The organism is Psychrobacillus sp. Z3-81 (assembly GCF_056620325.1).
Genome location: NZ_JBWQPU010000006.1, coordinates 1 through 22,867, shown reverse-complemented (window position 1 = coordinate 22,867; position 22,867 = coordinate 1). Strand labels below are relative to the sequence as shown.

Genomic DNA, 22,867 nt, shown 5'->3' with positions numbered 1-22,867 from the left:
GGGCTTTCCTCCGCTAAGTAAGATTATACTTTTTCAATTGGTGCAAATTTAGCAAGCAGGCGCTTAATTCCAGTAGGGCTCGGAAAAGCGATATCTACTTCTGTATTCTCACCTTCCCCACGAACGCTAACAACCATACCTTCTCCCCAAGTCTTGTGCTTCGCCTTGTCTCCAACCTTCCAGCCCATCTTCTCGCCACCAGTTGTTTGATAAGCAGGTCTAGAGACTGCACGTCTTAAGGTAGTAGGTGAAACTGATTCGACCTCTCTCGTTTTGTTTTTGCGGAAGTCTCTTGTCCAGCCAACCACTTCTATAATGTCATCTGAAATTTCACCTATAAAACGGGAAGGACTGTTATAGCTTCCTCGCCCGAAGATAGTACGAGCTTGTGCGCATGTAAGGAATAATCTTTCCTCGGCTCTCGTGATTCCCACGTAAGCAAGTCGTCTTTCCTCTTCCATTTCCTCGTTGTCTCCAATGGAGCGTGAATGCGGGAAAATGTTTTCCTCCATTCCGATAATAAAAACTACTGGGAATTCTAGACCCTTAGCAGCATGCATCGTCATTAGGATAATGTTTCCTTGCGATACATCCTGGTCTTCATCAAGCTTATCGATGTCCGAAATTAAAGCCAAGTCGGTTAAAAAGGCAACAAGCGATTTATCCTCGCTCTTCTCTTCAAAGGCCTTGGTAACGGATAAAAACTCCTCAATGTTCTCTAATCGACTTTCCGCTTCAATTGTATTCTCATTTTTTAGCATTGCACGATATCCCGTTTTATCCAGCACCTGTTCCACAATCTCTGTTACAGATAGAAACTCCTGCATCTGTGTGAGATTTCTAATAAGAGAATGAAATTCTACCACTGATTTAACAGCCCTTGGAGGCAAGCCCATAAAATCAACTTCATTCAATGCATCTAATATAGAGCGATCCTGCTCCAAGGCATATACTGCCATTCGCTCAAAGGATGTAGCACCGATATTTCTCTTAGGTTCATTAATAATTCTGGATAGCGAAAGATCATCGTCGTTGTTAGCGATTAAACGAAGATATGCTAATAAATCCTTAATTTCCTTTCGATCATAGAACTTCGTGCCTCCTACAATCGTATAGGCAATATTAGATTTTACCAATACCTCCTCCATCACACGCGATTGGGCATTCGTGCGATAGAGAATGGCAAAATCATTTAATGTTCTATTCTCTAATTCCATTAGTTCCTGTATTTTTTGAACTACAAATTGAGCCTCTTGCTGCTCGTCTGTCGCTCTAAATAACTCAACCTTTTCGCCTTCCATATTTTCAGTCCGCAGAACCTTTGGGTATCTACTTTGGTTGTTTGAAATGACATCATTTGCTGCTTGAAGTATCCGCTGAGAGGAACGGTAATTTTGCTCTAGCATGATGACCTCAGCCTCTGGATAATCCTTTTCAAAAGAAAGAATGTTTTGAATGTCTGCTCCACGCCATCGATAGATCGATTGGTCAGAATCACCCACTACACAAATGTTTTTAAACTTTTGTGCCAATAGTTGAACTAGCTCATACTGCGCCTTATTCGTATCCTGATACTCATCCACATGAATGTACTGAAAACGATTTTGATAGTATTCTAAAACATCTGGGACACGCTTAAACAAAGTAAGAGTGGTCATAATTAAATCGTCGAAATCCAACGATTGATTTTTACGCAAACGCTTTTGGTAAGCCTTGTATACTTGAGCCACAGTCTTTTCAAAAGGATTATGCTCATTCATTTGGGCTTCATATGTTTCCTCGTCTATACAAATGTTCTTCGCGCTGCTGATAGCATTTAGCATAGAACGTGGATCATAGCGTTTTGGGTCTATATTTTGTTCTTTTAATATATTTTTTATCACCGTTAGCTGATCTGAAGTATCTAAAATAGAAAAGCTGCGAGAAAAACCAAGGCGGTCGATATCTCTTCTTAATATCCGAACACACATAGAGTGGAAGGTAGACACCCACATACTTTCACCCGTGCCAGGACCTAAGATTTTATCTATACGCTCCCTCATCTCTCGTGCAGCCTTGTTAGTAAAAGTTATCGCTAAAATTTTAGACGGATAAACTTCCTTTTCAACAAGCAAATAAGCAATCCGATGAGTAAGGACTCTTGTTTTACCAGAGCCTGCTCCAGCCATAATCAATAATGGTCCATCTGTTGTCTTTATTGCCTTTTCTTGCTCCGGATTCATCCCTTGCAAGAGATTTTTGGTAATTATCTCCATACGAACACTTCCTTTTACAGAACATTTGTTCTTAACATTATAACTCTCTATGGCTTCTAACTCAATTATCCTTTTACTGCTTGCACTGTTCTTAGTGCCTCTGTTAGGTTATCATAAACATGATTTCCTACAACGATCGTATCTGCATACTTTGCCATCTCTTTTGCCTGTGCCTCTGTACAGATTCCTCCGCCATAAAACAGCTTCGTATGCTGCAGGTGCTTCCTTACTTCCTTCACTGCTTCCACGTCCCCATATTTCCCGCTATACTCCATATAAAAAATAGGAAATTTGAACATATGCTCTACCATTTGGGCATACGCAACAATGTCTTCCACAGCATTTACAGGCTGAGCACTTGTTAAAGCCGCTGCTTTACATGCAGGATTTAATATGCAATAACCCTCTGGAATAATTTCCTCCCAGTTCATCAGCTCGCCGTATTCTTTCATCGCCTCATGATGCAGATCCTTCACCCAATTTGTATCATTGCTGTTCAATACACTTGGAATAAAATAGTAATCAAAACCTGGTGTAAGACTTTCTATTGTAGAAACCTCCAGTGCAATCGGCACTGCATATCGTCTAATTCTCATAAGTAGCTCAATGACATTGTCTAATGTTACTCCGTCAGAGCCACCAATTATAATGGCATCGGTACCTGATTCACATACCTTCTCTAAGTCATCCGCAGATATATCCTTTGCTGGGTCTAGCTTAAATATATGTCGCCATTCTTTATAGTCCATTTTTTCACCTACGTCTAGTATTGTAATATCACTTTATTATAACAAAAAAACTGAACAGACATGGCTGTTCAGTAAGTTGCTATTATTTTCTTTCCTCTTCCTTATTAGACAGGAAGGTTTGCTCTTCTGGATAAAGACGACTTAACATTTCATCATAGCCTTCGTTTCCGTAGTCGAATGCTCTTCTAACACGAGAAATGGTAGCGGTACTTGCTCCTGTTTCTTTTTTTATAGACTCATACGTTTTTTTCAAACGAAGCAAGTGTGCAACTTCTAACCGTTGTGCTAATGATTGAATCTCGCTAATTGTACAGAGATCATCAAAGAATCTGTAGCATTCATCTATATCCTTCAGTTGTAGTATTGCTTTAAATAGCTGGTCTGTTTGAGGCCCCTTTATTTTATCAATCTGCATTTCTTTCATCCCTTTCTATGGCAAATACTTAACCATGGTGGAAAGGCCAGGACTGGTTGGAACGAAGCTTATCCAAGTTTGCCCCTGCACCAGCTTAGCTGGTACGCCATTTTCCATCGGTATTAATACACCATCGATATTTTTCCACTCAATTTCCTTCATAATACCTGCTTGGAATAGATAAGCCTTTCCTTCTCCTGTTAAGGTAACATCTTGTCTTCCTGCATTATCAATTACCCGATGAGGCATTTCCATAAAAATGACATTCGATATTTTTAATGGCGTTTCAGAATCCTTATCAGCCGTTACAACACCATTAGACTTTCGTTGGTATATTCCTTCATTTTCTTGATAGATATATTCATTTTCAAAGCTTGTACCAGAACCATAGCGAATGGTCACACTAGAAGCAGGAGTGCCAATTTTCGCTCCCTCTGGCGATTCATAGAAGGAAAGAGAAGGAATCTTATCGATTTCCATAGAAGCTCCTACTTTTTCTGCACCAGCCAGTACATCCTCCCCTGTAATATAGGAATTATGTGGAGCTTTTCGTTCAGAGGACCGCTTAAATAGAATACCATCATATTGCATTCCATTTATATGATCAACTACACGAGACTCTAACATGCTTTTTGCATCAGGACTATACCCATGTGCTACATAAAAGGCATCTAGACCTTTTGCAATATTAATAAAATAATCTCTAGCACTCCTTACAGGACCAATCTCTGCAGGAAGCTCACTTTGGTAAAGGGCTAGAAATCTAGTGACATTCCCTTCTGCCAGCATCTCATAAATGATATCTGCTTCTTCCAATCCTGATTGAGGACGCGCCAATGGATGGTTATTAATGGTCACTAAAATTGGACGCAGGGTTAATTTAACCTCTGAGCCTTCCCCAGTGAATGGAGCAGTGTATGGCAAAACAACTGGCTTCTCTTCCTCTATCTCTTCTATTATTTCTTCTTCCAACTCATCTTCCACAGCTTCTTCTTCTATTTTATCTTTTGAACAGCCTACTAAAAGCAGACTCACAGCAAACACAATTCCCCATTTTTTTAACACAGGTTTTCCTCCTACCTCATTACTGCTGGAAACAATACTTGTTTCTTCATTACATCAAATATTCCTCTTTGTGTAATACGGACATATGGCAAGTGCGTCGATTGTAAAAATAGCAGCGTATAAATTGCATCTCCATGCTTAAAGCCTCTTGCAGCTAATTCTCTCTTTAATATTAGCTCTTGTTGCATGAGATCTTCCATAGACTTGTCCGATAAGCTTCCCCCGATTGGCAGATTAATAGAGCAAACAACATGTTCGTTCTCCACAATGACAATTCCACCTTGCATTTCTTTCATCTTTTCAAATGCATGTAGCATACACTTCTTATTTTTTCCGATGAGCAATATATCACCAGTATTAGAATAAGAGGATGCAAAGCCTTGAAGGGAGGTCGCAAAGCCCTTAATCAATGTAGAAACCTTCCACTTCCCATTTCTATCTATTAAAAGCAGGAAGCTTTCATCATGATTAGTAGATAATTCATTGTCCGTTGTATCTACGTTTATGGAATATGGTTTGGTAATCACGTCATTCACCATCTCAATTCCAAACGGCATAGAAAACTGAAAATCGTCCTCTGTTAGGCTAAAGTCTAAATTTAAGCTTGGGATATGTGACCAATCTATTTCATCAAAGCACTTCAGCTTCTTACCGTCCTTCCTTACCCAAACTCCTTTAGACAACACACTAACTGGAACAGGATTGTTTTCATCTTCCAAGAAATTTAGATTAGCAAATCGACCAGTCGCTATTACCCCGTGTAAATTAGATATATTATAATACTTCGCAGGATTGAAGGAAGCCATCAAATAAGCATCTATTGGAGATACCCCTGCATCTAATGCAACTTGGATACACTTATCCATCAAGCCATCTTGATGGAAGGAAGGAGTAGAACCATCCGTTGTCATCATGACATGATCGAAGATGCGTAAATCCTTCTCTAAAATATCTTTCAATAGATTAGGTAAATCTGGTCTGATAGAAGAGTGGCGAAGAGTCACAGCATATCCATGCAAAATTCTTCTTTCTACTTCCTCGATTGTCATCGATTCATGGTCACCATCAGCTCCAAGTAATCTCATCTTTGCCAATGTTTTTTCAGATGCACCTGGAAAATGCCCTTCAATTTTCATGCCATTTCTCTTAGCCTGTTGCATCCAATAAAGCATCTGGTCATCACCAGAAAGAAGCCTTGGCCACCCTGTCAGTTCTCCCCCCATTATCACATCAGGACGCTCAATCCAGTCTCCAACTGTCTTGGAGTTAAAAAGCTGTTCCTCGTTCTCCAGCTCTGTTTGGGAATCAAAGCGAGCCCACCAGTAAAAAGAAAAGGGTAACCGTTGAAGCTGATCCATAATTGAAAACGCTTTCTTGTTTTCAAGCATTAAGAATAAAAATAAATTATCAGCAATAAACGTCGTCGTGCCTAACTGAGCTGCATAGTCAGAAAAAGTTTGTGGATTATACAATTGAAAGGGGTGTACATGAGGATCGATATAGCCAGGTACAACCTTTTGTCCTGCCGCATCATATACTTCTGTATGCTCGGTTATAAGTGGCATTTCTAAGCCTGCATATACAATACGATCCTTTTTAATCCATATGTTTCCATTTATCCATTTTTTTAAATGGCTATGCAGGTATGTAGCATTTTTAATGAGGATATCCGGAGCTTTTGTTTTATTGATAACTTCAAGCTGGTCTCGAATCTCTTCGATTTTCCAAAGCGGGTAATGCATATGGCTTCTACTCCTTTCTACTATTATTCATAAAAATAATAGTAGCATAGTACTTTAGCAAAGCAAAGCACTGAATTGTATTTTTAGTAAATTCTGATAAAATACCAGACAAAAGATGTACAAATTTGTAAAATTGTTAGATAGTACTATTCTGTACGGAAAGCGCGAAGGTTTACAGCAGCAACTTTAACTTTTTCATGGCAGAGTGAATCGTTAATCGATGGTAGGTCAGGAGATTATTCTTAAAAATCACTCCGTAAACTCCATACGGTGTAGGAGACAGCTTAAGCAATTCCTCTCTATCTTCTATCTCTATGATTCTCGCTGTTATCCCTAGTTTTTTAGCCCCTTCTAAGACATTGTCAGTTGCTATGTCTAAAAATGGGCACTGCGGTGTCCTTAAAATCGTCAATTCCTCAAAGCGACGCAATCTCTCTTTCCAATCCGTCGGAAAGTAGGGATCTTCAGACTCCCCGAACTTATATATTAGCAGCTCAAAATCACTAGGAGCATGGTCTATTTGATGAAACCCATTTTTCAGGAAAATTTCCTTACTCGGTGTCCAAGAGGTAGTAGAATTTGTTACCACAACGATTCCATTCTTCTTTTGTTCCTTTGCATCCTGAATACATTTTTGAATCAGTCTGGATGCATGTCCTTTTCCTGTTACTTGCACCCAAAGACAATGGATAACTATATAATTCTCTCCAAATACCACTCTGGTGGAATGCTCAATAGGGATGTATTCTATGAAACCTAGAGGTTTTCCATCTTCCATTAGTTTTACATATTTAAGGCCATCCTGAAACATTCTTTTTACCCAATTATTTTTGTTTTGGTATCCAACAGATTTTGCTTTACTGCGAAGGCAGTAACAACCATTGCCGTCTACTCCGGATTCTTCTAGCTCAACTAAGTCTGTAACCAGCACGATACTTTTCACCTCTTATAGAATATTCACTAAATTTATTATACATGATTATATGGGTATAGAAGTGCTCATTCCGAAGTATATCGGTCTAGGTTTGAATTTGGTTTTGGCGTTACTCTCGGTTGTCTTTCTGTTACTCTCGTTCGACGGGAACTTACTCTCGGTCGGCTGGGTTTTATTCTCGGATAGCCCAACTTTACTCTCGGTTAAATTGGTGAAAGGGCATGGCCTAGGTCCGCTTTGAATCGGTTGTGGCATTACTCTCGGTTGGCTTTCCTTTACTCTCGTTCGACGGGAACTTACTCTCGTTCGGACGGGATTTACTCTCAAATAGCCGGTTTACTCTCGTTCGGCCCATATTTATTCTCGGTTAGCCAGATCTTACTCTCATTCAAATTGGTGGAAGGGCATAGCCTAGGTCCGCTTGAAATATCTATGTATCCATATAAAAAGGCATCACCGCTGATGCCTTTTTTAAATCTATTATTGAAACGTTCGCCAGCCAATATCTTTACGATAGAAAAGGCCATCCCATTTTAATGTAGTCAAGCCTTTATATACTTGTTGCTGCGCTTCTAGTAGAGTTTTACTTTTTGCGGCAACTAGAATGACACGCCCCCCGTCGGCAATATATTGCTCACCTTGGAGCTGTGTCCCTGCATGGAAAATGTCTAGCTCGTCTAGCCCGCTTAAATCAGGGAGAGCTGCTCCCTTCTTAGGGTTCAGCGGATAGCCTTCTGCAGCAATTACAACTCCCAGCATTGCTTCCTCTGACCACTCAAGTCGAAAGGAATCACCGTTCATGAGAGCTTTCATAAACTCTCCAAAATCACTTGTCATACGCGGCAATACTACTTGCGTTTCAGGATCCCCAAAGCGAGCATTAAATTCAATAACCTTAGGACCCTCGGAAGTTAGAATCAGTCCTGCGTACAATATTCCCGTGAATGGAATTCCTTCTTCCTCCATAGCTCGGACAGAAGGGACTACAATCGTTTCGTAAGCTTCTTTCACCACTTCATCTGAAATTTGAGGCACTGGGGAGTAAGCTCCCATCCCCCCAGTATTCGGTCCTAAATCCCCGTCGTATGCGCGCTTGTGGTCTTGTGCGATGACCATTGGATAAATCTGTCCTTGATGCACGAAAGACATATAAGAGAATTCTTCCCCGTCTAAGAATTCTTCGATTACCACTCGAGAGGAGGATTTTCCAAATAGCTGATTACCAATCATCTCGTCTACCGCATGGAAAGCCTCTTCTTTGGTCGTGGCAACTACCACTCCCTTTCCAGCAGCTAATCCATCGGCCTTGATTACTATTGGTGCTCCGATCTGTTCGATGTATGCTTTGGCTACTGCCACCTCTGAAAAGGTTTCGTAGGAGGCTGTTGGTATACCGTATTTCTTCATTAGTTCCTTCGCAAAGGATTTACTGCCTTCAATTTGTGCTGCAGCCTTTGTTGGGCCAAAGATAGTCAATCCCTGAGATTGAAAATAATCCACAATGCCCTCCGCTAGCGGCTGCTCGGGACCAACAAAGGTTATATCAATTGCATGCTCCTTCACAAAGGCTGCTAGCTCTGTAAAAGCCAATGCATCGATTGGCACAAGATTTGCAACATCCCTCATCCCTATATTTCCTGGGGCAACATAGACATCCGTTACAGAAGGAGCATGTTTAAATTGCCTAGCAATCGCATGCTCACGACCACCACTACCAACTACAAGCACTTTCATACATTTGCCCCCTTAGTGTTTAAAATGACGTACCCCAGTAAATACCATTGCAATTCCATATTCATTTGCTTTGTCGATAGAATCTTGATCCTTCACAGAGCCACCAGTTTGAATAATTGCCGTAATACCTGCCTTTGCAGCTGCTTCTACGGTATCATTCATTGGGAAAAATGCATCTGAAGCTAGTGCCGCTCCCTTTGCTTTCTCTCCAGCTTGCTCCAGTGCAATCTTTGCAGAGCCAACTCGGTTCATCTGACCCGCACCAATGCCAATTGTCATATCCTCTGTCGCTACCACAATGGCATTAGATTTCACGTGTTTTACAACATTCCATCCCAGTGTCATTGCTTTCCACTCTTCCTCTGTCGGTTCACGGTCTGTTACCACTTTAAGCTCAGCTTCCTGCAATCCATAACTATCAGGAGATTGAATAAGCAGGCCACCTTCCACAGAAACAGTATTCCATTTATCCTTTTTGGACTGTTCGTAAGAGATAGTCAATAAACGAATATTTTTCTTTGCAGTAAGAATGGCAATTGCTTCGTCTGAGAAGGAAGGAGCAATAATGATTTCTAAAAAGATGCCCGCTAATTGTTTCGCTGTTGAAGCATCAACCTCTCGATTTAGTGCCACAATGCCTCCGAAAATAGAAGTGGAGTCAGCCTCGTATGCCTTTTGGAAAGCGGCAGAGATGGAATCTCCTGTCCCTACTCCACATGGATTCATATGCTTCACCGCAACGGCTGCAGGTAACTCAAATTCCTTCACCATTTGAATAGCGGCGTTTGCATCTTGAATATTGTTATAGGAGAGCTCCTTCCCATGCAACTGCTTAGCAGAGGCAATTGAAAAATCGGAGCCAAGTGGCTTTTGGTAGAATGCCGCCTGCTGATGTGGGTTTTCTCCATAGCGTAGTGCTTGCTTGCGTTCATATGTAAGTGTTAAAAGCTCCGGGAAGTCTTCCCCAGTCAAATTGTTCATATAATCTGCTATGAGTGCATCATAAGAGGCTGTATGTCTAAAAACCTTTGCTGCTAGTCTACGTCGAGTTTCAAAGGTTGTTTCCCCTGTTTCCTTTAGTTGAGCAATAACTTCCTCGTAATCCTTACTATCCGTAAGAACTGTCACGTATTGATGATTTTTAGCAGCTGAGCGAAGCATAGAAGGTCCACCAATATCTATATTTTCGATTGCATCATCTACGGTAACTCCTGGCTTTGAAATAGTTTCACGGAAAGGATATAAATTTACACAAACAAGTTGAATCGGAGTGATGCTATGCTCCGTAAGCTGTTGCTGGTGAGACGGATCACCATGCTTGGCAAGTAAGCCCCCATGAATCATTGGGTGTAATGTTTTTACTCGACCATCCAAAATCTCTGGAAAATTTGTTACCTGGTCAACAGGGGTGATTGCTACTCCATTCTGTTCTAGATAAGAAGCAGTCCCACCTGTAGATAATATTTCGTAACCAAGCGTCTCCAGCTCTTTTGCAAACTCAAGAATCCCTGATTTATCTGACACACTAACCAATGCACGTTTAGACACCATTGTTTCCTCCTTTAATTTAGAAATACACAAAATACATATACATGGTCAAGAATGAAAAAAGGGAAAAGATGAGACACACTTGTCCTCATAGTCCCTCATGAATGTTCTCTTTCTAACGACCCCACAAATGTTGTAATGTCTTTGCGTACAGTTCATGCTCCACCGCATGAATTCTTTTCTCTGTTGCTTCTTTATTATCCAACACAACCTCAACAGCTTGCTGGGCTAAGATAGGTCCTGTATCCATCCCGCTATCCACTAAATGAACGGTAACCCCAGTAACCTTTACTCCATGCTTCAGCGCTTGGTCAATTGCATCCTTCCCAGGGAAAGCCGGTAGCAAGGATGGATGGATATTGACGATGCGATTTTCATAGGTGGTTAATAAAACCTCCCCTATTAATCGCATGTACCCTGCGAGCACAATCCACTCAATGTCCCTTTCGAGAAGCTGTTCTAAGATACCTTGCTCATATGCTTCCTTGGAAGGAAAGGAGGACGGAGATATCGCTATCGCTTCTACTCCAGTCGTTTTTGCCCGTTCCAGTACATAGGCATCTGGTTTATCAGAAACTACTAGTACTAGCTCCCCACTTAGCTCTCCCTTATTCATGGCCTCTATTATTGCTTGAAAGTTACTGCCACTCCCAGAGGCAAACACCGCAAACCTTGGTCCCTGACTCATTTCACTAAGCTCCCATCATGAGAGCCGTTAAACAATACACCCTTACCAGCTACCACTCGACCGATTTCATAGGCTTTTTCTCCATGAGCTTCTGCTATTGCTAATGCACGTTCTACATCTTTTTCTGGTAAAGCGACTACAAAGCCAATTCCCATATTAAAAACATTATATAAGTCTTTATCCGCCAGCTGTCCCTTATCCTTTAAGAACTGAAAAATCTGTAGTACATCCCATGATCCTAGCTCTATTTCTACCGCTAAGCCGTCCGGCATCATACGAGGTAGGTTTTCATAGAATCCTCCGCCGGTGATATGTGCCATCCCATGTATATCTAGCTCCTGGTGCATGGCCATGACAGGCTTTGCATAGATCTTGGTTGGGGTTAATAAAGCTTGACCAATTTCCCCTAATGTTTCATATCCATCCACTATGGAATTTACTTCTAAGCCATTTTCTTCAAATACTATTTTGCGAACCAATGAATAACCGTTGGAGTGAATGCCACTAGAGGCTAGGCCTATCAAGACATCTCCTTTTTGAATACGGTCACCTGTTACGATATTTGATTTTTCACAAGCGCCAACTGCAAAACCAGCTAAATCATACTCATCTTCCTCATAAAGACCTGGCATTTCAGCTGTTTCTCCACCAATCAAAGCAGCACCCGATTGTACACAGCCATCAGCAACTCCTTTGACGATTTGTTCAATACGTGCAGGGACAGCCTTCCCAACTGCCACATAGTCTAAGAAGAATAAAGGCTCTGCTCCTTGGGCAACAATATCGTTCACACACATCGCTACACAATCAATGCCTATCGTATCATGCTTATCCGTCATAAAGGCCAGCTTCAGCTTTGTTCCAACCCCGTCTGTCCCAGAAATCAACACAGGTTCTTTAAAATTCAATGAGGACAAATCAAACATTCCTCCGAAGCCTCCGAAAGCCCCCATGATTCCTTTTCTTGCCGTACGTTCGACATGCACTTTCATTCTTTCTACTGCTTCATAGCCAGCCTCGATGTTAACTCCAGCCTTTTCATATGCCTTTGACACCGTACTTCCTCCTATCGAACAAGCTCTTTTTCATGCGGTAATTTTGTATCTGGAAATATATCTGTCGGATACTCTCCCGTGAAGCATGCCAAGCAATGTCCACAGTTTCGTTCTCCCTGTGGTCTTCCGATTGCCTCCACCATTCCTTCTACAGAAAGAAAGGAAAGAGAGTCTGCTCCTATTAACTCGCACATTTCCTCAATATTATGGTTTGCTGCGATTAACTCAGAGTCTGTACTAATGTCGATACCATAGAAGCAAGGGTTTTTAAGAGGCGGCGAGCTTATGACTACATGAACTTCCTTCGCTCCAGCTTCCTTCAGCATGTTCACTATACGTTTGGAAGTAGTACCACGAACAATCGAGTCATCGACCATTACCACTCGCTTCCCTTTTACTACCTGACGAACTGGCGATAGCTTCATTTTTACTCCTCTCTCACGCAAATCCTGAGAAGGCTGTATAAATGTTCTACCAACATAGCGGTTTTTAATTAACCCTAATTCATACGGAATGCCAGTTGCCTCCGAGAAACCAATGGCTGCTGAGATACTGGAATCCGGTACTCCAGTAACGACATCTGCTTCTATGTGGATTTCCTTAGCAAGCTGTTTTCCCAGACGCTTTCTAGCCATATGAATATTGATTCCATCGATATCGGAATCTGGTCGTGAGAAATAGACATATTCCATCGTACAAATTGCACGATCCCTTTTCTCAACATATCGCTCTGAGCGACAACCTTCATCATTGATAATTAGTAGTTCACCAGGTTCAATGGAGCGAATCAGCTCTGCACCAATTAAATCGAAGGCGCTTGTTTCAGAAGCTACTACCCAAGCAGCACCCAGCTTGCCAAGCGACAACGGTCTCATCCCTTGTGGATCCTGTGCAACGAGCATGCCGTCCTCTGTGAGAATCAAGAAAGCAAATGCTCCTTCAATTAATCGAAGTGCCTGCTTCGCACGTTCCTCAAAGGATGGCAGTCTGCTCTTTTTTAATAAATGAGCTAACACCTCTGTATCGGAGGTCGTTTGAAAAATACTGCCCTGTTGCTCTAGGTTTCGCTTTAAGCGTGTAGCATTCACGATATTGCCATTATGAGCAATCGCCAAGCTTCCGGTAGTTGAATTGAATAATAGTGGCTGTACGTTTTCTATACCAGAACCACCTGCTGTTGCATAACGAACATGTGCAATAGCTGCATGGCCGTCCAATAACTCTAGCTTCCCATTAGAAAATACATCATTGACCAGCCCTTCTCCTTTTACTGCACGAAGGTACTTTCCATCTGTCACGACAATACCAGCACCCTCTTGCCCTCTATGCTGTAAAGCGTGTAATGCATAATAGCTCATGGCACCAGGCTGGGGGTGTCCCCAAATACCGAAAACGCCACATTCCTCATTTAAGCCTCTGATTTCAGCAAGCATGGTATTGCTCCCTTCCAAGCAGCATGGAATTCTTCTACAGAACCACGTATCCATTCAGCCCCGTCCGTTGTAGAAATAACAAGCTCGCTCGTATTAGTGACACTACCAATTTTCACCGCATCCGTCACCATTTCTTCAAATAATATAGCCTCTTCCGGCTTCACGGTTAGTAAGAACCGAGATTGGGATTCACTAAATAAAGCTGTAACTACTGATCCCTCTAGTGTCACTTCTAATCCAAGCCCTTTTGCCCCGAACGTTTTCTCGGCAAGGGCAACAGCAAGTCCACCTTCTGCTACGTCATGAGCAGACTGGACGATTCCTGCTTGAATCGCTTTTAATATAGCTTGTTGACGAGCTGCCTCTACCTCTAAATCGATGGAAGGAGCTTTTCCGTAAATTCTTTTCTCCAGAAGCTTTTGTAGCTCTGAGCCGCCGAATTCTGTTTTGGTTTCCCCAACTAAGTAGATAACGTCTCCAGGCTGTTTAACTACTTGAGTCGTAACATGAGCAAGATCCTCCACAAGTCCAACCATACCTATCGTTGGAGTTGGATACACGGCACTGCCACTTCGCTCATTGTATAAGGAAACATTTCCTCCGATTACTGGTGACTCCAAAGCAAGACAAGCTGCTGAAATTCCTTCTGCAGATTGATCTAACTGCCAAAAGATTTCAGGATTCTCAGGGTTCCCGAAGTTTAAGCAATCAGTGATAGCAAGTGGTTTTGCCCCAGAGCAGACAACGTTACGAGCGGCCTCAGCAACTGCTATCTTTCCTCCAGTTACTGGGTCTAAATAGATATAACGAGAATTACAGTCTGTTGTCATAGCCAAGCCTTTATTTGTACCTCGTACACGTACTACTGCGGCATCAGAGCCTGGAGTTACTACCGTACTAGTTCTTACTTGATAGTCATATTGATCGTAAACCCATTCCTTTGATGCAATGGTCGGCTGCTGAAGAAGCTGTAGTAATGCTTCTTTGTAATTAGAGACCTTAGGCTCTTCATTCTCCATCGCTTGGAATTCTTCAAAGTAAGCTGGTACCTTCGTTGGCTTGTTGTAAACAGGTGCCTCTTCAGCAAGGGCATCAGCTGGTACCTCTGCCACAATATCTCCTTTATGAAAAAGTCGAAGCATTTTATCGTTTGTTACTTTCCCTACTGCAACACAGTCAAGTCCGTACTTTTCAAAGATTTCGACTATTTCAGCTTCACGTCCCTTTTTAACGACGATTAGCATACGCTCCTGAGATTCAGAGAGCATCATTTCATATGGCGTCATCCCAGTTTCACGCTGTGGAACCAGATCCAGATTCATCTCTACTCCATAACCAGCCTTTGAGGCCATTTCTGCTGAAGAGGAAGTAAGACCAGCAGCACCCATATCCTGGATACCAATAATAGCATCTGATTTAATTACTTCTAGGCAGGCTTCTAATAAAAGCTTTTCCATAAAAGGGTCTCCAACTTGGACAGCAGGACGCTTTTGCTCGGAGTCTTCATTTAATTCCTCAGAAGCAAATGTTGCTCCATGAATTCCATCACGACCAGTTTTCGCGCCAGCATACATGACGATATTCCCTTCACCGGTTGCTATGCCTCTTTGGATATCCTCATGATTGATCAACCCAACACACATAGCATTGACCAATGGATTGCCTTCATAGCAGTCATCAAACTGAATTTCTCCACCCACCGTAGGAATACCTATACAGTTCCCATAGCCAGCAATTCCCGCGACAACCTCTTCAAACAAATACTTTACTCTAGGAGTTTTCAGCTCTCCAAAACGCAGAGAGTTCAACAATGCAATAGGACGAGCACCCATGGAAAATACATCTCGGATAATTCCTCCTACTCCAGTAGCTGCTCCTTGGTAAGGTTCGATAGCAGAGGGATGGTTATGAGATTCCATTTTAAAAACAACCGCTTGACCATCTCCAATATCAACAATTCCTGCTCCTTCACCAGGACCTTGTAGAACCTGAGGACCCTTTGTTGGAAACTTACGTAAAACAGGCTTTGAATTTTTATAGGAGCAATGCTCGGACCACATCACAGAAAATAATCCTGTTTCCGTGTAATTTGGAAGTCTGCCTAGAATTTTTTCTACCAGTTCAAATTCTGCATCAGACATCCCCATTTGAGCATATAGTTTTTGTTCCTTTATTTGCTCCGGATTCGGTTCAAGCAAGATTGACATGAGATTCCCTCCACTGTTTGACGATTGATTTAAATAACGCTAAGCCATCATTTCCACCCATCAATTCGTTTACCGCTCGCTCCGGGTGAGGCATCATACCAAGGACATTTCCTCTTTCATTCACAATACCTGCGATATTTTCCACACTACCATTCGGGTTATCCGCATAAGTAAATACAATTTGATTGTTTGCCTTCAAAGACGCTAATGTTTCTTCATCACAGTAGTAATTTCCTTCTCCGTGAGCTATTGGAATTTGGATTACTTGCTCCTTTTCATAGCCAGCAGTGAAGATCGTTTCATTGTTTGCTACCTTCAGACCAACAGTACGGCACATAAATTTAAGATTTTTGTTCCGAAGCAATGCCCCAGGTAGAAGCCCTGCCTCAGTTAAAACCTGAAACCCATTACAAACACCTAGAATCGGAATCCCTGCTTCTGCAGCCTTCACTACCTCCGACATTACATTTGAAAACCTTGAAATAGCCCCACAACGTAAATAATCACCATAAGAGAACCCGCCCGGGAGTAAAATTGCATCATAGTCGCTTAAGTCCTTCTCATCATGCCATACATACTCCACTTCTTCTCCAAGCTCATCCTTGATCGCATGATACATATCTAAATCACAGTTAGAGCCTGGAAAAACGATTACCGCAAACTTCATTGGAAGGTAACCTCCTCCACCTCATAACGGTAGTCTTCAATAACCGTATTGGCTAAAAGCTTTTCACACATTTCTCTTACTACTATATCTAAGTCACGAGATTCTTCCTCTACCTGAAGCTCTAAATATTTTCCGATACGAACATCCTTCACTTCGTTGTAATTCATGGAATGAAGAGCTCCCATCACAGCGGATCCTTGTGGGTCAAGTACACTCTCACGAAGAGTCACATAAACTTTTACTTTTTTCATTGAGTAAGTCCTCCTAGGCGGGCAAGTATGATTTCATAAACTTCTGTCAGGCTACCTAAATTGCGGCGAAATACGTCTTTATCTAGCTTCTTGTTTGTCTCGCTATCCCATAATCGACAAGTATCAGGAGAAATTTCATCTGCAAGAATGATATCTCCCTCTGCCGTTTTTCCAAACTCCAGTTTAAAATCTACTAATGTGACACCAATCTCTTGAAAGATTGGTTGAAGTACTTGATTGATTTCTAGGCCCATTGCTTCTAAGGTCGCTAATTCCTTAGGAGAGGCAATATCTAATAGTGCAAGATGAGCATTTGTCAGCAGTGGATCTCCCAATTTATCATCCTTATAGTAGAATTCCACAATTGGATGCTTTAACGGAGTTCCTTCCTCCAAACCTAATCTCTTTGATAGACTGCCAGCTGCTATATTGCGAACGACAACCTCTAAAGGAATAATGTCCACCTTGCGGACCAGCTGCTCGTTCTCTGATAATTGCTTCACAAAATGAGAGTTGATGCCTTGCTTCTTTAATTGTTCAAAAAGAATCGTAGTAATTTTATTATTTAAAATTCCCTTACCATCTACCTCTTCTTTTTTCTCTCCATTGAACGCTGTTGCGCTATCCTTATAGGAAACAAATAATAGGTTCTCATCCGCTGTTTCGAATAATTGCTTTGCCTTGCCCTCGTATAATAGACGACCTTTTTCCACAATGAATTCCCCCAAATCAGATAGACCTTTGAATAGGGCAGCCAGTTAGACTGCCACAATTCAAAGAAATATTTAGTTCAATCCTAAGCGTTCAAAAATCATGTCCACATGCTGAATGTGATAGTTATAATCAAAGCAATCATCAAGCTCTTCTTTTGTTAATAAAGAAGTAATCTTCTCTTCACTTTCAACAAAGTTACGGAAAGCAGTTTGTGTTTCCCAAGCCTTCATCGCAAGCGGTTGCACTGTATCATACGCTTCTTCACGTGCAAGTCCTTTATCGATTAGAGCCAGCAAGACACGCTGTGAATAAATCAAGCCTAGCGTAGAATCCATGTTGCGTTTCATATTCTCTGGGAACACAGTTAGGTTTTTCACGATGTTCCCGAAACGATTTAACATGTAGTTCAATACAATCGTTGCATCTGGTAAGATTACACGCTCTGCGGATGAATGAGAGATATCTCTTTCATGCCAAAGGGAAACATTTTCATAACTCGTCATCATATATCCACGGATCAAACGAGCAAGACCCGCCATGTTCTCAGATCCAATTGGGTTACGCTTATGAGGCATTGCAGAGGATCCCTTCTGTCCTTTCGCAAAGAACTCCTCGACTTCACGAGTTTCTGATTTTTGAAGTCCACGAATCTCTGTTGCAAATTTCTCGATGGAGGTAGCAATTAAAGCTAATGTGCTCATATATTGCGCATGACGATCACGCTGTAACGTTTGTGTAGAAATTGGTGACGCTGCAAGCCCAAGCTTTTCACATACATATTTCTCTACGAAAGGATCAATGTTTGCATAGGTTCCTACTGCTCCAGACATTTTTCCTGTTTCAATCGTTTTAGCAGCTGCTTCAAAGCGTTCCAGATTACGCTTCATTTCCTCTGTCCAAAGCGCTAGCTTCAAACCAAAGGTGGTAGGCTCTGCATGCACACCATGGGTACGCCCCATCATGACCGTATATTTATGCTCCTTCGCTTTGTTCTCTAGAATTTCGATGAAGTTGTGTAAATCCTTACGAAGAATAACGTTCGCTTGCTTAATTAAATAAGAAAGTGCTGTATCTACTACGTCTGTAGAGGTCAGTCCATAATGTACCCATTTACGCTCTTCTCCTAGTGTTTCGGATACCGCACGAGTAAATGCTACTACATCATGTCTTGTTTCCTGTTCAATTTCTAAAATACGATCAACGGAGAAGGAGGCATTTTTACGAAGTGCCAATACATCTTCCTTCGGTATATCTCCAATTTCTGCCCAAGCCTCACATGCTAGAATCTCTACCTCTAGCCAAGCATTGTATTTGTTTTGTTCTGTCCAAATTGCTCCCATTTCTGGGCGTGTATAGCGTTCAATCATGTTTTATTCCTCCATCTTAAGACCAGATATTTGATCTTTCTATTTCTTCTAAGGTTTTTTCTATCCCTTTGGTTAACATCGTGACATGGCCCATTTTACGGTTTTCCTTGGCCTCTGCTTTTCCATATAGATGCACAGACCAATCTGGATACTTGCTAATAGAATTTATTACGGGTGCTACATGCTGTCCTAGAATATTGACCATCACAGCATTTGACCAAAGCTTTGGCTCTCTTAGGGGCCAACCACAGATTGCTCTTATATGCTGGTGAAATTGAGAAATATTGCAAGCCTCGATAGAATAGTGACCTGAGTTATGAGGCCTAGGAGCCAATTCATTGATTACAATATTCTGGTCATTTAGTACGAACATCTCTACTGCAAGTGTACCAACAAGGTTTAAATGAACCGCAATTTGTTTAGCAGCCTTAACCGCTTTGTTTTCCAAAGACTTGCTTATTCTAGCAGGTACAATCGTTTCATGCAAAATATGATTTACATGTATGTTTTCCCCAATGGGCAAGCAATATGACTGGCCGTCTGCATTTCTTTGCACAATGACCGATATTTCTTTTGTGAAAGGAACAAACGCTTCTATGATACAGGGAGAATGTTTAAATAATGGCTTAGCTAATAGTATCTCTTCCCTTGTACGAATAATTTGTTGTCCCTTACCATCATAGCCGCCTCTAGTCGTTTTTACTACACATGGATATCCTATCTGCTCCATTTGAAGCTCTAATTCTTCATAGCTTTGTGCTTCAACGAACTTTGCGACCGGTACACCTGCTGCTTGAATCTCCCGCTTTTCTAAGATGCGATCCTGCGTGATTCTCACAAGCTCTGCGCCCTGTGGGACATAGGCAATCTCCGTTAGTCTCTTTAACCCTGCATAATCTATATTTTCAAATTCATATGTAATTACGTCACTAACCTCTGCAAGTTCTTCTAGCGCCGCCTCATCATCATAGGGAGCAACAATTTGAATGTCTGCTACCTGCCCACAAGGTGAAAGCATTGTCGGCTCTAATACAGCTATCTTAAATCCAGCTTCCTTAGCTGCAAGTGCCATCATTCTACCTAGCTGTCCCCCACCAATTATACCGATTGTTTGACCTGGATAAATAACTTTACTCATTGCAATTCACCACTGCTTTCTAATACCTGTTTCTCTATTTCTTTCCTTCTTTTCTCGAGACGATTTGCAATTCCCTCATCTTCAATTGATAATATTTGAGCAGCCAAAAGGCCAGCATTTGTTGCACCTGCTTTTCCTATTGCTACTGTAGCTACTGGTACTCCTCCTGGCATTTGTACAATAGACAAGAGAGAATCTAACCCATTCAATGCCTTTGATTGAACAGGAACCCCGATGACAGGTATAGTTGTTTTCGCTGCAATCATCCCGGGCAAGTGGGCAGCTCCTCCAGCTCCAGCTATAATCACCTGTATACCTCTACTTCTAGCCTGCTCTGCATAAGAGAACATTAAATCTGGTGTACGATGCGCAGATACCACCTGTTTTTCATACGGAATATGTAATTCATCTAATATTTCACAGCTATATTTCATTGTATCCCAGTCACTGGCACTCCCCATAATGACACCAATTTTCTTGTTCTCCATATCTTCCGCTCCTTTAAACAAAAAAATTCCCCGAATAAACTGCTCTCTACGGAAGAAAAGCAATTTACTCAAGGAATAGCTTACTTAATAGGAAGTGCATGTATTACTCATATCAAAACACGTCCTATTAGCATTATCCAAAAGTTGCTTTCCCTCATAGTCCTGTCATTTACGGTGACTTGGTAGAGACGCTAAAGCCCATTCTTTAGCATATATGGGGATATTGTTTAGTACTAGCTTCATTTTAACAAGTTAACTATGTAACGTCAACGCAAAAAAACGAACGATATTTTTTTCGAACAAATAAATTGTTCGTGTTTTAAATGATATTATTACTTATCTACTTCTTTTATTCCTTTTAACAGGATTAATTGTCTAGTTGGTACAGGCTTTCCGTCAATCTCCGTAAATATGGGCTCTTCCTTTCTTCCCATTACCTGATAGCCTAACCCAGCCATTCTTTCCATACAGGTGGCGATACTTTCATCTTCCTGTACTTCAAACCATTTCGTCTCTTTCTTCATGAAAATAATTTACCCTTTCTGACTCGCTTCTCCCAGAATCCACCATGAATTGTCTTAGGCTCGTATGCAATGATAAAAATTCCAGGGTCTAGCTCTTTTAATCGATTATATAGCTTTAGCTCATGCTTCCTTGGTGTCAGAATCTGTAACGCTTGTCGATGTCCTTCTAGTCCATTGGCGGTCCAATCGGTCACACCATAACCTTCATGACGCAATACCTTAGACAGGTTATTTACATCACTTTGCTGGGAGATGGCGTTAACCATAATATACCCAAGGGAAAGCTTCTCTTCAAGCTTGGAACCAACAATAATACCAGTCCCGAATCCAAGTGCATAGGCAATTAGATTTTGAATCGAGCCTAAATTATCTAATACCAGACCAAGCCCAACTATATAAACAGTTGTTTCTATTATACTCATGAATGCCGCAACATATCGATACCCTTTTAAGGTAAGAATCATCCTAGTAGTGGAAAGTGTTACATACACGATGTTAATAGCAAATATAATTGCTACCATGAGAAATGCATTTTCTAGCATAGTACCAGCTCCTTACTTTTAGTTGTATAATCCTGTTGATCATCAATGGATAGGTTATTAAATCGATAGTAAATGTATACCCGATATGAATGGAATCAATCATATCGCTGAAGGGAAAAAGTGTGGTTGTAAGGAAGTGGGATTAGTTGAGGGGATTGAAGTAAGAGTGACGCTGATTATAGCAGTTGAGATTCTAGAGATAGTGTGAGGAGGGATTGTAGTAAAAATGAGCTTGATTGTAGCAAAAATGACCCTGATTGTAGCACTTTTGAATTCTAAAGATTATGCGAAAGCGGTTCCTAATTAAAATCGGGGTACCCTATCCTAAATGAACTTGATACTTGGTGAATTATTTCTGGATTAACCTAATTAGTTTTATAAGCGAATACTAGAGTAATTAAATTTATCTACCAAAAGAAAATAAGGATAAAAAAGAAAGTACTTCATTTGGAAGCCCCTTCTTTAGATGTAAAATGATACGTTTTATAAGATCCAGTTTCGGATGAGAATTTTAAAATGTTTCCGTCAGTAGGTACTCCTTCGAAATATGCCCCAATACACCCGGTTGTACACCTATGTCCAGATATCAGAATATGGACCTCTTGATTTTGAAAATTATTTTCTAATTCCTTCATAAACTCAAAGACTCTTCGAATAAAACTACTTGGCTCTTCAACACCCGCATATATCTCCTTATCTGGAAGGATACCTGACATTTTTATATCGCTTATAAGTACTCGATCAGCTTCGCCTAGATCATATACATCAAGCCTTTCATCAATGTTAGGTTTATCTCCAGATACAATTTCGGCAGTTTGGATAGCTCTCTCTTGAGGAGAAGAAAATATGTAATCAAAGCTTATACCTTCGAGTTCATTTTTTAATGCGAATGCTTGTTTTAATCCATGTTCATTTAAAGGCAAACCCATTCTACCTTGCATTCTTCTCTCTTTATTTAAGTCAGTTTGACCATGCCTAATTACATAAATCATTAGCGAGCCTCCTCTAGATTCCTAAATATGGAATGTATTATGTAATTATAAGACTAAATAGAGGTATACTACAAGTGTTCTAGTTGAACACCTAGTAGTAACAATATTTCGGATAATAAAAAAGAGAACCCTTTATAAAAGAGTTCTCTTTACTGGAAATAGATATTTTATTTAGAATAAATGATTAAGCAAATTTACAGTCTTTAAAGTAATTGCCGAGTCATATAAGTTTTATTTTAGAAAAAAACAAAGCCGCCACCGATTAAATCGGTGACGACTTAGTGCCTAGCGACGTCCTACTCTCACAGGGGGAGACCCCCAACTACCATCGGCGCTGAAGAGCTTAACTTCCGTGTTCG

General features: G+C 41.1%; 21 protein-coding genes, 1 rRNA gene and 1 riboswitch. All 22 genes read right to left on the bottom strand.

Annotated elements, in window-relative coordinates:
* Positions 1-23: 23 nt before the first annotated feature.
* Positions 24-2,255 (bottom strand): DNA helicase PcrA, encoded by a 2,232-nt coding sequence (gene pcrA / locus AC1ECF_RS08105; protein WP_480388902.1) that lies wholly within the window; start codon positions 2,253-2,255, stop codon positions 24-26.
* A 65-nt stretch (positions 2,256-2,320) separates the two neighbouring features.
* Positions 2,321-3,004, bottom strand: a complete 684-nt coding sequence (gene pcrB / locus AC1ECF_RS08100; RefSeq protein ID WP_480388901.1) for a heptaprenylglyceryl phosphate synthase — start codon at positions 3,002-3,004, stop codon at positions 2,321-2,323.
* Positions 3,005-3,086: 82 nt separating this feature from the next.
* On the bottom strand, positions 3,087-3,419 hold the full coding sequence (locus tag AC1ECF_RS08095; protein ID WP_480388900.1) for a YerC/YecD family TrpR-related protein: 333 nt from the start codon (positions 3,417-3,419) through the stop codon (positions 3,087-3,089).
* Between the two features lie 15 nt (positions 3,420-3,434).
* Positions 3,435-4,484, bottom strand: coding sequence for a DUF3048 domain-containing protein (locus AC1ECF_RS08090; protein ID WP_480388899.1), 1,050 nt, complete (start codon positions 4,482-4,484; stop codon positions 3,435-3,437).
* Positions 4,485-4,495: 11 nt separating this feature from the next.
* A complete protein-coding gene (locus tag AC1ECF_RS08085) occupies positions 4,496-6,226 on the bottom strand; it encodes an adenine deaminase C-terminal domain-containing protein (protein WP_480388898.1) in 1,731 nt (576 codons plus the stop codon).
* Positions 6,227-6,398: 172 nt separating this feature from the next.
* On the bottom strand, positions 6,399-7,157 hold the full coding sequence (locus AC1ECF_RS08080) for a GNAT family N-acetyltransferase (RefSeq protein ID WP_480388897.1): 759 nt from the start codon (positions 7,155-7,157) through the stop codon (positions 6,399-6,401).
* A 483-nt stretch (positions 7,158-7,640) separates the two neighbouring features.
* Entirely contained in the window at positions 7,641-8,894 is a 1,254-nt protein-coding gene (gene purD, locus AC1ECF_RS08075; protein WP_480388896.1) for a phosphoribosylamine--glycine ligase, read from the bottom strand.
* Positions 8,895-8,906: 12 nt separating this feature from the next.
* Complete coding sequence (gene purH, locus AC1ECF_RS08070) at positions 8,907-10,442, bottom strand: bifunctional phosphoribosylaminoimidazolecarboxamide formyltransferase/IMP cyclohydrolase (protein ID WP_480388895.1); 1,536 nt, start codon at positions 10,440-10,442, stop codon at positions 8,907-8,909.
* A 115-nt stretch (positions 10,443-10,557) separates the two neighbouring features.
* Positions 10,558-11,130 carry a phosphoribosylglycinamide formyltransferase gene (gene purN, locus AC1ECF_RS08065; RefSeq protein ID WP_480388894.1) on the bottom strand — a complete coding sequence of 191 codons (573 nt, stop codon included), beginning with the start codon at positions 11,128-11,130 and terminating at the stop codon, positions 10,558-10,560.
* Positions 11,127-12,185, bottom strand: coding sequence for a phosphoribosylformylglycinamidine cyclo-ligase (gene purM / locus AC1ECF_RS08060; RefSeq protein ID WP_480388893.1), 1,059 nt, complete (start codon positions 12,183-12,185; stop codon positions 11,127-11,129). The genes purN and purM overlap by 4 nt, the downstream gene beginning before the upstream one ends.
* 11 nt (positions 12,186-12,196) lie before the next feature.
* A complete protein-coding gene (gene purF / locus AC1ECF_RS08055) occupies positions 12,197-13,618 on the bottom strand; it encodes an amidophosphoribosyltransferase (RefSeq protein ID WP_480388892.1) in 1,422 nt (473 codons plus the stop codon).
* Positions 13,594-15,825 carry a phosphoribosylformylglycinamidine synthase subunit PurL gene (gene purL, locus AC1ECF_RS08050; protein WP_480388891.1) on the bottom strand — a complete coding sequence of 744 codons (2,232 nt, stop codon included), beginning with the start codon at positions 15,823-15,825 and terminating at the stop codon, positions 13,594-13,596. The genes purF and purL overlap by 25 nt, the downstream gene beginning before the upstream one ends.
* Positions 15,809-16,492, bottom strand: a complete 684-nt coding sequence (gene purQ / locus AC1ECF_RS08045; RefSeq protein WP_480388890.1) for a phosphoribosylformylglycinamidine synthase subunit PurQ — start codon at positions 16,490-16,492, stop codon at positions 15,809-15,811. The genes purL and purQ overlap by 17 nt, the downstream gene beginning before the upstream one ends.
* Complete coding sequence (gene purS, locus AC1ECF_RS08040) at positions 16,489-16,743, bottom strand: phosphoribosylformylglycinamidine synthase subunit PurS (protein ID WP_480388889.1); 255 nt, start codon at positions 16,741-16,743, stop codon at positions 16,489-16,491. Before purS ends, purQ begins: the two co-directional genes overlap by 4 nt.
* Positions 16,740-17,456, bottom strand: coding sequence for a phosphoribosylaminoimidazolesuccinocarboxamide synthase (purC, locus tag AC1ECF_RS08035; protein ID WP_480388888.1), 717 nt, complete (start codon positions 17,454-17,456; stop codon positions 16,740-16,742). The genes purS and purC overlap by 4 nt, the downstream gene beginning before the upstream one ends.
* A 72-nt stretch (positions 17,457-17,528) precedes the next feature.
* Positions 17,529-18,824 carry an adenylosuccinate lyase gene (purB, locus tag AC1ECF_RS08030; protein ID WP_480388887.1) on the bottom strand — a complete coding sequence of 432 codons (1,296 nt, stop codon included), beginning with the start codon at positions 18,822-18,824 and terminating at the stop codon, positions 17,529-17,531.
* A gap of 16 nt (positions 18,825-18,840) precedes the next feature.
* Positions 18,841-19,962, bottom strand: coding sequence for a 5-(carboxyamino)imidazole ribonucleotide synthase (purK, locus tag AC1ECF_RS08025; RefSeq protein ID WP_480388886.1), 1,122 nt, complete (start codon positions 19,960-19,962; stop codon positions 18,841-18,843).
* Complete coding sequence (gene purE, locus AC1ECF_RS08020; protein WP_480388885.1) at positions 19,959-20,450, bottom strand: 5-(carboxyamino)imidazole ribonucleotide mutase; 492 nt, start codon at positions 20,448-20,450, stop codon at positions 19,959-19,961. The genes purK and purE overlap by 4 nt, the downstream gene beginning before the upstream one ends.
* A 137-nt stretch (positions 20,451-20,587) precedes the next feature.
* Positions 20,588-20,688: riboswitch (purine riboswitch) on the bottom strand.
* 94 nt (positions 20,689-20,782) lie between these two features.
* Positions 20,783-20,974 (bottom strand): NETI motif-containing protein, encoded by a 192-nt coding sequence (locus tag AC1ECF_RS08015; protein ID WP_480388884.1) that lies wholly within the window; start codon positions 20,972-20,974, stop codon positions 20,783-20,785.
* Positions 20,971-21,516: a DUF2179 domain-containing protein gene (locus tag AC1ECF_RS08010; protein ID WP_480388883.1), complete on the bottom strand. Its 546-nt coding sequence runs from the start codon at positions 21,514-21,516 to the stop codon at positions 20,971-20,973. The genes AC1ECF_RS08015 and AC1ECF_RS08010 overlap by 4 nt, the downstream gene beginning before the upstream one ends.
* Before the next feature lie 443 nt (positions 21,517-21,959).
* Positions 21,960-22,508 (bottom strand): histidine phosphatase family protein, encoded by a 549-nt coding sequence (locus AC1ECF_RS08005; RefSeq protein ID WP_480388882.1) that lies wholly within the window; start codon positions 22,506-22,508, stop codon positions 21,960-21,962.
* Positions 22,509-22,791: 283 nt separating this feature from the next.
* A 5S ribosomal RNA gene (gene rrf, locus AC1ECF_RS08000) occupies positions 22,792-22,867 on the bottom strand; the annotation flags it as partial.